Here is a 13074-nt window from a genome sequence, read left to right as displayed (position 1 = left end):
TTTATTTTTGAGTTTTTTGTAGTTAATGGCCTGAGTTGTCAATCAAGCCAAATTTGTCAAATTCGATGTTTATAGTATATTTTTTCTATAAATAATCTGCAAACAAAGCTGATTTTGTCATAAATTAATAAATTTAATAGATAAATTTGATAATATTACGAAAAAGCAAAGGCAAAAAGTGGCAGAATTTCAAATCTCATCTAAATTTAAACCAAGTCCAGATCAGAAAAAGGCGATCGATGGCATAGTTAAAAGCATACAAAGTGGTAACCGCTACAATACGCTACTTGGTGTGACCGGTTCAGGTAAGACCTTTACGATGGCAAATGTCATTGCACAGCTAAAAATGCCAACGTTAATAATGACGCATAACAAATCTCTAGCTGCTCAGCTTTATAGCGAATTTAAAGGCTTTTTTCCAAACAATCACGTGGAGTATTTCATCAGCTATTATGATTATTATCAGCCTGAGGCCTATATACCGCGAAGCGATCTTTATATAGAAAAAGATAGCTCTATAAATGACGAACTTGAGCGTATGCGACTATCAGCGACTGCTTCGCTTCTTAGTTTTGATGATGTTGTCACGATAGCTTCGGTTTCAGCTAACTACGGCTTAGGTGATCCAAATGAATATCAAGGTATGGTGCAGTATCTAAATGTTGGCGATAGTATCTCACAGCGTGAGCTTTTGCACCGTCTAGTTGATATGGGTTATAAGCGAAATGACACCTATTTTGACCGAGGAGACTTTCGTGTGAATGGCGATGTAATAGATATCTATCCAGCTTATTGGGGAGATGAGGCACTTAGAGTGGAGTTTTTTGGCGATGAGATAGAGGAGATGTATCATTTTGATGTTTTGGAGAATAAAAAGTTAAAAGATATCACTAAATTTACTCTTTATGCAACAAGCCAGTTTATCGTGCGTGAAGAGCGGTTAAAAACTGCGATAAAAGGTATAGAAGATGAACTTGAAGAGCGACTTAAATTTTATCAAAAAGAGGGTAAGCTAGTTGAGTTGCAGCGATTAAAACAGCGAGTCGAGTTTGACCTTGAGATGCTAACTAGCACAGGAGTTTGTAAGGGTGTGGAAAACTATGCACGCCATCTAACAGGACAAAAGCCTGGCGAGACGCCTTATACGATGTTTGATTATTACGAGCTTTTAAATGGTGGCAAATACCTTGTTATTGTTGATGAGAGTCACGTAAGTTTGCCACAGTTTCGTGGTATGTATGCAGGGGATAGGAGCCGCAAAGAAACACTAGTAGAATACGGCTTTCGTCTTCCATCTGCACTAGATAATAGACCGCTTAAATTCGATGAGTTCATTACTAAAAATGCAAATTTTCTCTTTGTTTCAGCTACGCCAAATGAATTGGAGCTTGATCTTTCACGCGGACATGTTTATGAGCAGATCTTGCGTCCGACCGGACTACTTGACCCACTCATTGAGCTAAAAGATAGCGATAATCAAGTAGAAGTGCTTTATGATATGCTAAAAGCTGTCATTGCACGAAATGAGCGAGTGCTTGTAACAGTGCTAACTAAGAAGATGGCAGAGGAGTTGAGTCGCTACTATACTGAGCTTGGAGTGAAGGTAAAGTATATGCACTCAGATATTGATGCGATTGAACGAAACGAGATCATCCGTGGGCTAAGAAGCGGTGAGTTTGATGTCTTAATCGGTATAAATTTATTACGCGAAGGGCTTGACCTGCCAGAGGTTAGCCTAGTGGCAATAATGGACGCTGATAAAGAGGGTTTTTTACGCTCACGCACAAGCCTTATACAGACGATGGGTAGGGCAGCTAGAAATGTAAATGGCAAGGTTGTGATGTTTTGCAAAAAGATAACAAACTCAATGCAAGAGGCTATGGATATAACAAATAGGCGACGAAAATTGCAAGATGAATATAATAAGGCAAATGGCATAACGCCACGAAGTGCAACGCGAAATATTGAGGAGAGTTTACACATTGAAGATGACGGCGTGGACTATAAAAGGGCGAAAAATTTAGAGAAGATGCCAGCAACTGAGAGAGCACAAATAATTAAAGAGCTACGAAAGCAGATGCTTGAAGCAGCAAATGCTTTAGAATTTGAAAAGGCAGCTGCTTTACGTGATGAGATAGCTAAAATTCGAAAACTTTAATTTTAAATTATTTAAATAAATATCAATTTTTGCTTTGTGTATTTATTGATTTTTCTATTTTATCAAAATATACACCTAAGTCAAATGGTTAAACTAAAAAGCTACCACTAAATTAAAGTATATCCTTTGGTCTAGTTTTACAATCGAATGCAATTATCGGAATTTCAAAATATAACGCTTCTGTCATAACAAGCGGTAATCCGTTGCATCTTGTATTTTTGCTTGAATTTTATTATTTTCTTCTCCATCGCCTATTATATCTAAGCTCCAATCATTATATCTTTTATCAAAAACTACAGGATTATATATTCAAACACTTTTTGGATTTATATTTAAATATCTCGGTTATCATAATATGCAAGTATTGTTGTTATGTTTTACATAACGATATTTGGATTAAAATTTTTGATATTTTTTCGAAGCCAATAGATAAATTTAATCCACTTTATTTTAAATATTTTTTTAATTATGCCGCTTTTAGCAAATAACTCGTTACTATAAGGATAATGTAAAACCGCTTTTCAAATCAAAGTAGATTTACGCTTAAAATCAAAGTGAGTTAAAAATAGCATTTTCTTACTTTGATTTCTAAAGTAAAATATTCTTAATTAAACCCTTTAAAATGCTCTTTAAGACCAATTAATATGATAAGTGTTATAATGTCATACTTAAAATTGTAACAAACTAAAGCAAAATTAGTAGGTTTTATGTTTTTTAAGAAGAGTTAATTTTTGTGTGGAATAATATAATAGACAAAAAAGATATGCACAAGAAAGCATGGGATAAAGCAACATTGACGAAGCTGAATGTATTTGAGGCATTATTGTTTGAGTGGTTAAATATAGCATTAGAGGCAACGAAAAAATTTAATAAGAATAAAGAAATTGCAATATATGACTTATGTTGTGGAACAGGGCATGATGCTTATGGCAAAGAGGGTTCTCCATTAAGAATCATAAATGTACTCACTAAAAAGAAACTAGGTAGCAATATAAAAATTAATATTCACCTGAATGATAAAGAGACATATAAGATAGATAAACTAAAAGATTTTATAGTAAAAAACAATATTGATCAGAAATTAATGAATAAAAATATTTTTATTCATTTTTCATCTTTAGATATCTCTAGATATAGCCTAAATAAAAATGCATATTTTAATTTGATATTTTTAGATCAATACGGTATTGAACATTCACAAAAAATTAGTGAATTTATGTGCAAAGGAACCGATATCTTAATGTTTATATCATCTGCTAATATAAAAAGATTCAAAGATATGGATTCTTTTAAAAAATATTTAGGCAGTGAGATAAGCAAAATTAGCTTTGAAGGAATGACAAATTACGAAACTCATAAGGTAGTAGCCGGATATTTTAAGAAGATGTATCCAAAATACCATATAGGGCAATTTTCATTGGTAAAAGATAACAAAAATACAAATGGATTAATATTTTTCTCAGAGCATAGAAAAGGACAAGAAAAATTCCTAAAAGCTGCATGGAAAGTTGATCCAGCAAATGGAGAAGGAAATAAAAATTTGCATAATGATTTCTATAAACAAGAGGGTTCTTTGTTTTTTGATGAAAATTATCCTACTTCAAAAATGGAAAATTATAAACAGGATTTAATGGAATTTTTGAAAGAATACAGAAATAACATAGAGATTAAATATTTTAGTTTAGATATGGGCTTTTTAACAAAACACACCAATGCAATACTAAAAAAACTAGAAACAAATAACAAAATAGATAGAATAGGCGGCAAAGATAAGGCATTTTACTTATCTGAAGAAAATGAGAAAATGAAAATAAGGCTTAGATATGAAACCGACTAAAATAGAATGGGCTGAAGCTGTATGGAATCCAACCATTGGGTGTAATAAGGTAAGTAGTGGGTGTAATAATTGCTATGCTGAAATAATGGCCAGAAGACTTCAAGCGATGGGAAATGCTGACTATAAAGACGGTTTTAAATTTAAAATGCTCAAAGAGAGACTCAATGAGCCTAAAAATAATAAAAAACCAACACTTTACTTTGTAAATTCTATGAGTGACTTATTTCATGAAAAGATAGAAATTTCTTTTTTAGATTCAATAATGGAAATAATAGCTCAAACGCCACACCATCAATATCAAATTTTAACTAAACGACCGCATAGAATGAGAGAATATTTTATAAATAAAAATATTCCTGAAAATGCATGGCTTGGAACTACGGTAGAATCATATCAAGTTAAAAATAGAATAGATTTAATAAGAGATTTAAATGCCACTATAAAGTGGCTATCTTGTGAACCATTAATCAATGATCTAGGTAGTCTAAATTTAGATGGCATAGACTGGGTTATAGTCGGCGGAGAAAGTGGTTTTAATGCTAGGCCGATGAAGGAGGAATGGGCTATTAATATAAGAAACCAGTGTGACAAGCAAAATATAGCATTCTTTTTTAAACAGTGGGGAACTTGGGGCAGTGACGGAATAAAAAGAAATAAAAAAATAAATGGTTCTTTATTAGATGGAAGGATTCATAAAAATTATCCAGAGTCAAAATTAGTCTTACCATCTTCATGATTTACTATAAACCAGCAAATGAAATGAGAAAATAAATCTCACTGAAATAAGGAAAAGAGACACTTAAAATTCTCTAAACTAACTTTTCTAACTTTTTTCGTAAAAAATTTTTCTCATTTTTCACCTTAATGTAAAAAATGGGAATTTTATCCCTCAAACTCCACATTAATCATATAGCTTGTAGTGCTTAGGTTATGCGATACGCTTTTAATGCTAAACTCGTTATTTTCAAGCCCTGCTATACCTGTTATTTTAAGCTTTCCGCCCGCTCTTAGATCTCTACCGGTGGCTGTAAGTGAGCCATTTATTCCGCCACGTTGCAACTCATTTAGCTTTGCTTCACCTTTTTTAAAAGCTTCATTATCGCTCTTTGGTTCAGGGATTGTGAGTTTATAGGTTTGCTCTCCGTTTCCAATTTTAGTCTGTTTATCTTTGCCATCTTTTAAATCATGCCACTGCACAATTACGGCTGAGTAGCTATTTCGGTTTGCTTCAGTGACTGATAAGCTTTCACAATCGATCAGAGCTATATCAAAGCTTGGTAAATTTTCATTTTTAGGCGTGTTTGATGTTTGGCTCTCATCGCCCTTTGCATCCTTGTTTGTTATAACGATAGTGTTATTTGCTACCTTCATTAAAAAGCCATACTCAAAGCAAAGTCCATATAAAAAGTCAAGATCGCTAATATCGTTTTGCAAGGTTGAAGCTATGGGTTGATCGTTTGTGCTTGTTTTTATGCTTAGTTTGTTTTCATTGGCTATTTTTGAAGCTATGCTAAACAAGCTAGTATTCTCCCAGCTTCTACGTTTAGCTATCTTCCCTGGGCTTGCAAAATTTACAGCTGTTGCTCTTACTTCTGTTGTATTGGCTTTGTAATCACGTGTAGTTGTTTGGACGCTAAATTTACCGCAATGAAATAGATTATCACCATATCCCAACCAAAGCTCCAGCTGATCTCCAAATATAGGTTTAGCATAAATTCCATTAACAACAAAGCTTATCTCATCACTTTCGCTTCCCTCTTTATCTTCATAGTTTAGGCTTATTAAATTTGATTTTATTTTGGCGGTGATGTCGTTGCCTTTAGCTAAAAGCTTGAAATTTGGTTTTTTTACCATAACGTTTTATCGCTTTTTCTCGCTTTTGCTTTTATTTCAGGTAAAAACACCTTATCGCCTGCTTTTAAAATAGTATTTAGATAGCTATTAAAAGCTAAAATTTCACTGAAATTTGCTAATGTGCCGTAGTGTTTATAAACGATAGTATCTAGTCTTTCATTATCTTTAGCTATGTAAATTTTCATATAAGTCCTTTACTGCTCGCTATTGGCGAGCTAAATTCAAAGCTTAGTACCGCTCGTAGTCTCAGTGCGACATACTCGGGTTTTTCGTTCAGGCATGGACGACCAGCAGCGGTCATCCTATAAATGCCTTTACTCATAATCCCTTTTAAGCTCCAAGCTAAACCCTTGCGTAAAAAATAGTCCATTGTCAGTAAAAACAGCTTGGCTTTCACTTATCTTTACGATTACAAACTTTCCTAGATATTTGCCATAACCTGTTACTAGCGGATAGCTTATACCTGCCTTGGCTAGAGCGTAAAGCTCTTTTAATGCATCTTGTCTATCGCCTTGATATGGCAAGGTATGTCCGTCTATTTTTATGCTCTCACTTCCTAAATTTGCACGAAATAGTGCAGGATAGTTTCCTATCCTATCGCTTGAGCTTATACCAAACTCGCTCTCACGGCTTATGCCATCAGTCTGCTTCCAATTAAATTTAAATCCGCCTAATGATAAGACCATAAATAATCCTTTATAATACAAATTGCTTTACGTTTAAGCCTTAGCAAAAACCAAAGTATGTCGCATAGTGACTACAAGCGGTGCTACGCTTTGAATTTACAAGTAGCAAACAACGTTTATTGTCCTATAATACTTCTATTTTTAGCATTCATCTCATCAGTCCTTAAGGCTCTTTTTACACTAGCTACCAAAGCTCGCTCAAACTCAGCCATATCAAATTTGCCGTTATTTGTTGCGATATTAAAGTCGCCACTAAAATTTACATTTATTGTGGCTCCGTTTGTAGTCATTGCTAGTGCTTGAGATTGTGCGGTGGGGGTAAGGCTAGATGATATTAGATCACCGCCGTTACTAAATATACCATTTTGCGTATCATAGCTTTCATCGCCACCAAGCCCAACCCAATCAAGAGCCGTTTTAACTCCGCTTTTTATACCATCAAGCACAGAGCCAACCCAGCTAAATTTCTCTGCTAGCCAGTTAAATAGCGGTTCAAATACTTCTTTTATCCATTCTATGGGCTTTTGAAAAACTGTTGTCATAAAATCAGCCACACCGCTAAATATTGCTTTCCATCCATCGGCTATAAAGCTAAAAAATGAGCCAACCTTGCTCCAAATCTGTTTTATGCCGTTAATAACAGGTTTCCAAACGGGATGTAACCACTCTATGAATGTTATAAACCACGCTTTTACTTTATCCCAGTTTGCAATGATTATTCCGGCGAGTACAGCGATACTGCCAAGCACCAAACCCAAAGGATTAGCCATCATCGCTGCACTAATAGCTCTTATGCCAATAGCTAGAAATTTAAATGCTTTGCTTACTGCACCGGCTGTAAATTTAAGAGTATTTAGTGATACGTTGTAAGCTAAAACAAGGGATTTACCCACAACCCAAAAAGCACCTTTTATGACTTTGCCCAAAGCTTTCATAGCAGAAGTTAGCAGTTTTGTTGTAGCTGTAAGTGCTTTTATTGCTTTGTCTTTTAGCCAAAAAGCAGCCGTTAGCCCCTTTAATTTTATAGTAGCCAATGAGGCTTCAATCTTTAAAAGCAAAAAGACGTTTTTAAGTCTTAACAAACCGCCGCTTACAAAAGCTACCGCATAACCCATAGCCGGTAAAATCACAGCAAAGCCCATTATGGCTACGCCTAAACCACTGATAATCTTGCTTAAAATAGGGGATTTCTCGGTTAATGTGCTTAGCCAATTTGATGCCTTAGCCAGTCCATCTGCCAGTCCTGCAAGAGGCGGCAATAAAACACTACCGATATTTACGCCTAAATTTTTAAGCGAATTTGTAAGGCGTTCTAAGCTACTTTTTGTGGTTTTTAGCTTAAGCTCCAATGCCTCATCTAAACTCTTGCTACTATCTTGCTTTATAAGATTAAATGCGTTGTTTAGTATGTCTTTATTGATAGCTAATGAACCAAGATCATCGCTAAATTGCTTACCGAACATATCGGTTAAGACGCCCATTTGCTCATCGCCTTTTACGTTACTAATGGCTAAAATAAACTCTTGCACTGCTTTTGTGGTGTCTTTTTTTAACGCTATTTTTAAATACTGGGCATCTAGTCCCATTTTGTTTAGAGCTTTATGAAATTTCTCATCTTGCCCATCTAGGTTTGCTAAAGCATTAAACATTGAATTTAGTGCGGTAGAGGCTACTTCAGGAGCTTTGCCTACACTTAATAAACTAGCTCCAAGTGCTGCCGTGCTATCCGCACTAAGCCCTAAAATATTAGCATTTGATGAAGTTCTATTTAGGATATTAAACAGCTCGTTTGATTTTACCATTGACATTTTATCATCTAAAAAATTCATCTGGTTCCCAAGCTTTTCAAGCTCTTTAACGCTTAGTTTAAAGTTATTCATTACGTAAGCTGCCGCATCGCCTGCATCACGCCCGCTCATATCAAATGCTACGCCCATCTTCAAGACGAGCTTTGTATAATCCATAATTTGGTTTGCTTTTAAGCCTTGCTGACCTCCACTAGCAGCTATATTTGCAATATCAGCAAAGCCCACTCCAAACTGTGATGACAGCTGCTTGATTTCGCCTCCAATTTGCCTAAATTGCTCTTCGCTTTCAAATTCAACGTATTTTTTAACATCGACCATCGCACTTTCAAAGTCTATGGCGAATTTTACCGGCAAAGAAAGGCTTACGGCTGTAGCGGCTCTCTCCATAAACTCTGATTTAAAGCCGTCCATCTGACTTTTTATGCGGTTAAGTATAAGGTTATTTGCTTTTATCTGCTTTAACTCTTTCATCAAATAGCGTGCCTCTTTGCCTGCTCCTTTAATAGAAAATGCAAGCTTTTTCATAGAAGCACCGCACATATCGATATTTGCAAGTCCTTTGACCGCTAAATTTAAAGCTATACCTATAGAAGTATCAGCCATTTTTAATCCTTTTTACCGCATAATTACACCCAAAAGAGAGCTAAAATGAATAAAGTTAATAGAGATAAAATAAATGCCGAAGTTAATGCCGATTTGTTTTTAAATAAAGCCTTTGCCGTGCTTATCGGTTTTATCCTCCTTTTTATTTCTATGGATGATAAAAACGATCTTATTTATTCTCTTATCGGTGCTCCGTTTGCTGCACTTCTTTTCTTCCCTTTAACTATTCCTTTGTCGATATTTTGTTCTTTTGTGTTTAAAAAGATTTTTAAAAACTTTTATAAAAGCTTAACACAAATATTTTTTATAACACGCTCTTATTCTTAATGATCTCTTGCGAAATCTTTAAGAATTTTATAAATTCGCTAATTTCCATATCTAAAATTTCGTTGTAACCGAAATTTAGAGTATACCCCACAAGGGCAACGGCTTTTAGTCCGTAACCCCTGCTTTGGTCAAAAAATCCTGTAAGACCTTTTGTAAAGACATATAGTCCTTTAACCCAAGAGCTTCAATCTCCTGCTCAGTTTTATTGGTAAGCGCAGCTATCATGTAAATAGCCTTTTCCATCTCGCCTTCTTTTTTATCTGCGTTTTTTAGCACCCTTACGGTGGGCTCACTCATCTGTAAAATTTCGCCGTTTTTTAGTGTTATCTCTTTCATCTCTTATCCTTTCAAATTTTATTATTCGCCTAGATTACTTCTAACTTTTCCTAGATAATCCACTCCACCTATTAGACATATCATGTTTTCTACGTCAAACAGCACCATAGGTATTTTGCCTATATTTATGTCTAAAAAATGCACCGCAAGTTTAACCGTAACTTCAAGCTCTTTACCACTTTCAAAGCTGCCTGGGTCAATCTCTATAATATCCCCGGTTACTGCCATAGAAAAAGGCTGTGCTTCACCTTTGCCCGCTTGAAAGATACTTGCTTTAAATAAAAAAGGAATTTTATTATTCCAAGTATTAAGCCCGTATCCTAAATACATATTTTTATCTAGCACGTTTAGTTTAAATTCCATTTCCACCGGCTTTATAACTCCGCTTGCAAAGCTACCGCTTAATGCACCTTTGGCTTCTATCATATCTTGCTCTATCTTTGGAATATTAAGTGTTTTAACCACACCTAAATATCCTTGTCCGTTAATATATACGTTAGCCTCTTGGACTACTTGAGGAACTTGTCGTTTAATCATAATTTACTCCTTTATTTATTTAAATCATCCATTAACTGTTTTAAGTAGCTATCTACGTAGATAAAATCTAGCGTTAGCTGTTTTACGATAGGATTGTTTTGCATTCTAATGTCTAGGTAGAACTTACCTGTCGTTACGGTGGCATCTGTGTTTTTCTCGCTCCAAGATAGCTCATAGCCAAGCAATACTTTTGCTCCTACAAGCTGGCGAAGTAGCTCTTCAACGCTTCTTTTTGCGTGATAGAGTTGATCGGCCTTGCGATCAATAGCAAACAATACTCCCTTTTGAGCTGCCTGTGAAATACGGTCAAATACTCTAACACGTGCTAAATCCTGCCAGATACTGTCTTGATCTGATGTCTCACCACCCCAAGTTCTAAAGCCACTCTCTCTAATAATGGTTGAAATTTTAGCAGCTCTAAGCTCATCAGCCGTGCAAGTCTCACCCAGCTCAAAGTCTATATCATCAGCTAATCCTACAACTCCGCCCATTACGCGGTTTGAGTAGCTATCACTATATCCAAATTCACTTTGCCCATCAACGTAAGCTATCATGCCGGCTATGCGTGCTGATTGTGGCGTCATAGCATACTCATTCGTCTCATCATCCCACGTCTTTACGTATGGATAGGCTGCGATCAGGCGGTTTGTGCCAAAGTCTTTCATCTTTAAAATAGCTTCGCTTGCACTGCTTGCTTTTAAATCAATTATGCCCGTAGCTTTTAACCGCTTTGCGACACTTTCAAGCTTTGCTTTTATCGCGTCTTCACCGCTAAACTCAGGTGCTATGATGATATTTGGGCGATAGCTTGTTTTTACTTTTGCTTTTTCAAACAGACCTATTGCATTTAGGCATTCTGAAATTTCATCGTTGCTGTCTTCGTCATCATCTTTACTAAAGACTGATAAGATGATCTGAGTTTGCACCGCTTGATCTGATATAGCTTTTAAAGCTCTATAAATTGAGCCTTTTTTATAGCTCTCTTTAGCATCTTCTTTTGCTTCATATAAGGAATTGAGATAATCAAGTGCCTTATCAGTTGTCATAAAAAAGTGTAAGCCCTTATTTAAAACCTCTTCATAACCTGCAATACCAATAGGCGTGGTGCTTTCAACCTGAATGGGACGTGCCGCTTCTGCTGAAATGGTGACATTTACTCCAAATTTTGCTGCCATTTTTACTCCTTTATTAAAAATTTAAAAACAACCATATAAAAGCTATATCTTGCATGGCTCCATAAAAAACCTCTTGCCTGCCCCAAGCATCATTTACTTGCCATACGCCAAGATCTGTTATCCAGCGTGTGCGGTATCCCAGCTCGCAAGCCATAAGAAAGCCTATTGCAAGTGCTACAGCTAAAAAAGGTGCGATATAAACTCCTACAAACATAAGAGGTATAAATACCGGTAGCCACCAAACAAGACCACGCATAAAAAGACAAACTCTGCAATAATTTAGCCAATGCGTTTGTGGATTAAAAAACTTGCAAGCTATTTGTTCAATAAATTTGTTTTCTGACTCATCTTTGTAGCTACTATGAGATACCAATGCTCCTACCCATACGCCCCATCCTTTTGATTCGCCTACTAAATACCCCAGCCCACAGCAAATAGCAACTATGAAATTTTCATAAAATGCAAAAATTAAAAGTGCAATTAGAACTGCATTGATCTTTGCGAAATAGCTATATTCACCACGTATTCTATTAAGTACTAAAAACATAATCACTCCTTTGCTCTTGTTTTTACAATATCTAAAAACTCATCACTACCTAGATACCAAAAAGGCTTTAAGCCATTCTCATAGCGGAATTTTGCAAAGTCGTCTGGATGAGTAGCAAGGTGGGCTAATACTCTAAGAATATTCATCATATTGCTTTTATCCCATTGCTTACATTTTCTAGCACGTAGAAAAATAGCAAACGGAGCAAAAATCAAACCTAAGATAAAGGCACAAATAAATATTAAAAAATAGCTCATACTACCTCTTTTTCCTCTGCTTTTACCACCTGCTTATCTGCCTTCTCTTTTTTAATCATTTTAGCTATATTGCTTGGACACTCTTTCCACGGACATACACCCTTTTTATCAAGCTTTGAAGCACATATATCGCACCTTTTAACTCTTTTAAATTTAAACTTAGTCATTATCAATATCCTTTAACTCGTTTTGTAGCTTTGCAAGAGCGGCGAGCATATCTTTATACTCATCACGCAGCTCTTTTAAAGACGCTTCATTGCCTATTAATAAAGCTTTGCGTAAAAGGCTCTCTTGCTCTGTTATCTCAGCTTTAAGCTCATTTATATCGTTTTGTTTAAGCTCTTGCTCTGTTATCTTATGCTCTTTTATATAAAGCTAATTTGTCTTTAAATTTATATGCGTAGCGTTTTTATTAATTGCTTTGCTCCACTCTTCATTGCTAAGTGATATATTTGGCGTTGGAATGATTTGATGAATGCTATCATCATAATAGCCTAATATCTCATTTGTTTTATTATCATAGTGTGCGTATTTCATGCTCTCTCCTGTTTGTTTTATCTAATAACCTATTGCAAACCAAAAAAGCTTATAAACTTGTGTTGAGGCTGAATACTCATATATAAATGCATTAAAGCTATCTTGCTTAAAACTCATAAGCTCGGTTATGCAATTATTATTTCTATCTCCGCTATGTCCTGCACCACCGCTTAAGCTAACAGTTAAACACATATTTGGAAATGCTAAGTTAAAAGGTATTGTGTGTTTTCTCTCTCCTACTATATCGCCATTGCCCTTGCTCCATTGTCCCCACTGAATCATTAAATTATTTGGCAGTGTTACATAACCATTTTCGCTAAAGCTTTTGCTTTTATTTAGTAGTTGATAAATACCTCTTTGGCTTATTGCTGTATCACTAGCTGCTCCTAGAGTGTTATCACTAAGCTTTACA

At 35.5% G+C, this 13074-nt stretch carries 17 protein-coding genes; 4 read left to right on the top strand and 13 right to left on the bottom strand.

Translation table 11 applies throughout. The features are described 5' to 3' along the window. The first annotated feature begins 178 nt into the window (after positions 1–178). The 3 genes from uvrB to KDE13_RS00075 all read left to right on the top strand — a co-directional run bounded on the left by uvrB (position 179) and on the right by KDE13_RS00075 (position 4731). Positions 179–2158 carry an excinuclease ABC subunit UvrB gene (gene uvrB / locus KDE13_RS00085; RefSeq protein ID WP_212142537.1) on the top strand — a complete coding sequence of 660 codons (1980 nt, stop codon included), beginning with the start codon at positions 179–181 and terminating at the stop codon, positions 2156–2158. Between the two features lie 733 nt (positions 2159–2891). Then, positions 2892–3995, top strand: a complete 1104-nt coding sequence (tcmP, locus tag KDE13_RS00080; RefSeq protein WP_212142536.1) for a three-Cys-motif partner protein TcmP — start codon at positions 2892–2894, stop codon at positions 3993–3995. Continuing rightward, on the top strand, positions 3982–4731 hold the full coding sequence (locus tag KDE13_RS00075; RefSeq protein ID WP_212142535.1) for a phage Gp37/Gp68 family protein: 750 nt from the start codon (positions 3982–3984) through the stop codon (positions 4729–4731). Before tcmP ends, KDE13_RS00075 begins: the two co-directional genes overlap by 14 nt. 146 nt (positions 4732–4877) lie before the next feature. Here KDE13_RS00075 and KDE13_RS00070 read toward each other — a convergent pair whose 3' ends face one another. The 5 genes from KDE13_RS00070 to KDE13_RS00050 all read right to left on the bottom strand — a co-directional run bounded on the left by KDE13_RS00070 (position 4878) and on the right by KDE13_RS00050 (position 8946). Next, positions 4878–5849: a phage late control D family protein gene (locus KDE13_RS00070; protein ID WP_212142534.1), complete on the bottom strand. Its 972-nt coding sequence runs from the start codon at positions 5847–5849 to the stop codon at positions 4878–4880. Beyond that, positions 5843–6034, bottom strand: coding sequence for a tail protein X (locus tag KDE13_RS00065; protein ID WP_212142533.1), 192 nt, complete (start codon positions 6032–6034; stop codon positions 5843–5845). The genes KDE13_RS00070 and KDE13_RS00065 overlap by 7 nt, the downstream gene beginning before the upstream one ends. Beyond that, complete coding sequence (locus tag KDE13_RS00060) at positions 6031–6171, bottom strand: hypothetical protein (protein WP_212142532.1); 141 nt, start codon at positions 6169–6171, stop codon at positions 6031–6033. Before KDE13_RS00060 ends, KDE13_RS00065 begins: the two co-directional genes overlap by 4 nt. Beyond that, positions 6164–6535, bottom strand: coding sequence for a phage tail protein (locus KDE13_RS00055; RefSeq protein ID WP_212142531.1), 372 nt, complete (start codon positions 6533–6535; stop codon positions 6164–6166). The genes KDE13_RS00060 and KDE13_RS00055 overlap by 8 nt, the downstream gene beginning before the upstream one ends. A gap of 116 nt (positions 6536–6651) precedes the next feature. Beyond that, entirely contained in the window at positions 6652–8946 is a 2295-nt protein-coding gene (locus KDE13_RS00050) for a phage tail tape measure protein (RefSeq protein WP_212142530.1), read from the bottom strand. A 45-nt stretch (positions 8947–8991) separates the two neighbouring features. Here KDE13_RS00050 and KDE13_RS00045 point away from each other — a divergent pair, with 45 nt between their 5' ends. Continuing rightward, positions 8992–9273 carry a hypothetical protein gene (locus KDE13_RS00045; protein WP_212142508.1) on the top strand — a complete coding sequence of 94 codons (282 nt, stop codon included), beginning with the start codon at positions 8992–8994 and terminating at the stop codon, positions 9271–9273. Between the two features lie 105 nt (positions 9274–9378). On the opposite strand, the gene KDE13_RS00040 is transcribed toward KDE13_RS00045, so the two are convergent. The 8 genes from KDE13_RS00040 to KDE13_RS00005 form a co-directional block, all read right to left on the bottom strand. Beyond that, positions 9379–9609, bottom strand: coding sequence for a phage tail assembly protein (locus tag KDE13_RS00040; RefSeq protein WP_212139760.1), 231 nt, complete (start codon positions 9607–9609; stop codon positions 9379–9381). Between the two features lie 21 nt (positions 9610–9630). After that, positions 9631–10146: a phage major tail tube protein gene (locus KDE13_RS00035; RefSeq protein WP_212142529.1), complete on the bottom strand. Its 516-nt coding sequence runs from the start codon at positions 10144–10146 to the stop codon at positions 9631–9633. An 11-nt stretch (positions 10147–10157) separates the two neighbouring features. After that, positions 10158–11321: a phage tail sheath family protein gene (locus tag KDE13_RS00030; protein WP_212142528.1), complete on the bottom strand. Its 1164-nt coding sequence runs from the start codon at positions 11319–11321 to the stop codon at positions 10158–10160. Positions 11322–11334: 13 nt separating this feature from the next. Continuing rightward, positions 11335–11868 carry a hypothetical protein gene (locus tag KDE13_RS00025; protein ID WP_212142527.1) on the bottom strand — a complete coding sequence of 178 codons (534 nt, stop codon included), beginning with the start codon at positions 11866–11868 and terminating at the stop codon, positions 11335–11337. Between the two features lie 2 nt (positions 11869–11870). After that, positions 11871–12125 (bottom strand): hypothetical protein, encoded by a 255-nt coding sequence (locus tag KDE13_RS00020; RefSeq protein WP_212142526.1) that lies wholly within the window; start codon positions 12123–12125, stop codon positions 11871–11873. Next, positions 12122–12292, bottom strand: a complete 171-nt coding sequence (locus KDE13_RS00015; RefSeq protein ID WP_212142525.1) for a hypothetical protein — start codon at positions 12290–12292, stop codon at positions 12122–12124. Before KDE13_RS00015 ends, KDE13_RS00020 begins: the two co-directional genes overlap by 4 nt. 208 nt (positions 12293–12500) lie before the next feature. Then, positions 12501–12662 carry a hypothetical protein gene (locus KDE13_RS00010; protein WP_212142524.1) on the bottom strand — a complete coding sequence of 54 codons (162 nt, stop codon included), beginning with the start codon at positions 12660–12662 and terminating at the stop codon, positions 12501–12503. Positions 12663–12683: 21 nt separating this feature from the next. Continuing rightward, positions 12684–13074: gp53-like domain-containing protein (locus tag KDE13_RS00005; protein ID WP_212142523.1), on the bottom strand; the 391-nt coding region annotated here is incomplete at its 5' end.

The sequence above is a fragment of the Campylobacter anatolicus genome, assembly GCF_018145655.1.
Classification (GTDB): Bacteria; Campylobacterota; Campylobacteria; order Campylobacterales; family Campylobacteraceae; genus Campylobacter_A; species Campylobacter_A anatolicus.
This window is presented reverse-complemented; position numbering and strand designations above follow the sequence as displayed.

Bases quoted from the DNA above. Each gene is read 5' to 3' on its own strand.
- KDE13_RS00075 (WP_212142535.1), top strand. From the start codon at position 3,982: ATGAAACCGACTAAAATAGAATGGGCTGAAGCTGTATGGAATCCAACC.
- KDE13_RS00070 (WP_212142534.1), bottom strand. From the start codon at position 5,849: ATGGTAAAAAAACCAAATTTCAAGCTTTTAGCTAAAGGCAACGACATC.
- KDE13_RS00065 (WP_212142533.1), bottom strand. From the start codon at position 6,034: ATGAAAATTTACATAGCTAAAGATAATGAAAGACTAGATACTATCGTT.
- KDE13_RS00060 (WP_212142532.1), bottom strand. From the start codon at position 6,171: ATGAGTAAAGGCATTTATAGGATGACCGCTGCTGGTCGTCCATGCCTG.
- KDE13_RS00055 (WP_212142531.1), bottom strand. From the start codon at position 6,535: ATGGTCTTATCATTAGGCGGATTTAAATTTAATTGGAAGCAGACTGAT.
- KDE13_RS00050 (WP_212142530.1), bottom strand. From the start codon at position 8,946: ATGGCTGATACTTCTATAGGTATAGCTTTAAATTTAGCGGTCAAAGGA.
- KDE13_RS00045 (WP_212142508.1), top strand. From the start codon at position 8,992: ATGAATAAAGTTAATAGAGATAAAATAAATGCCGAAGTTAATGCCGAT.
- KDE13_RS00040 (WP_212139760.1), bottom strand. From the start codon at position 9,609: ATGAAAGAGATAACACTAAAAAACGGCGAAATTTTACAGATGAGTGAG.
- KDE13_RS00035 (WP_212142529.1), bottom strand. From the start codon at position 10,146: ATGATTAAACGACAAGTTCCTCAAGTAGTCCAAGAGGCTAACGTATAT.
- KDE13_RS00030 (WP_212142528.1), bottom strand. From the start codon at position 11,321: ATGGCAGCAAAATTTGGAGTAAATGTCACCATTTCAGCAGAAGCGGCA.
- KDE13_RS00025 (WP_212142527.1), bottom strand. From the start codon at position 11,868: ATGTTTTTAGTACTTAATAGAATACGTGGTGAATATAGCTATTTCGCA.
- KDE13_RS00020 (WP_212142526.1), bottom strand. From the start codon at position 12,125: ATGAGCTATTTTTTAATATTTATTTGTGCCTTTATCTTAGGTTTGATT.
- KDE13_RS00015 (WP_212142525.1), bottom strand. From the start codon at position 12,292: ATGACTAAGTTTAAATTTAAAAGAGTTAAAAGGTGCGATATATGTGCT.
- KDE13_RS00010 (WP_212142524.1), bottom strand. From the start codon at position 12,662: ATGAAATACGCACACTATGATAATAAAACAAATGAGATATTAGGCTAT.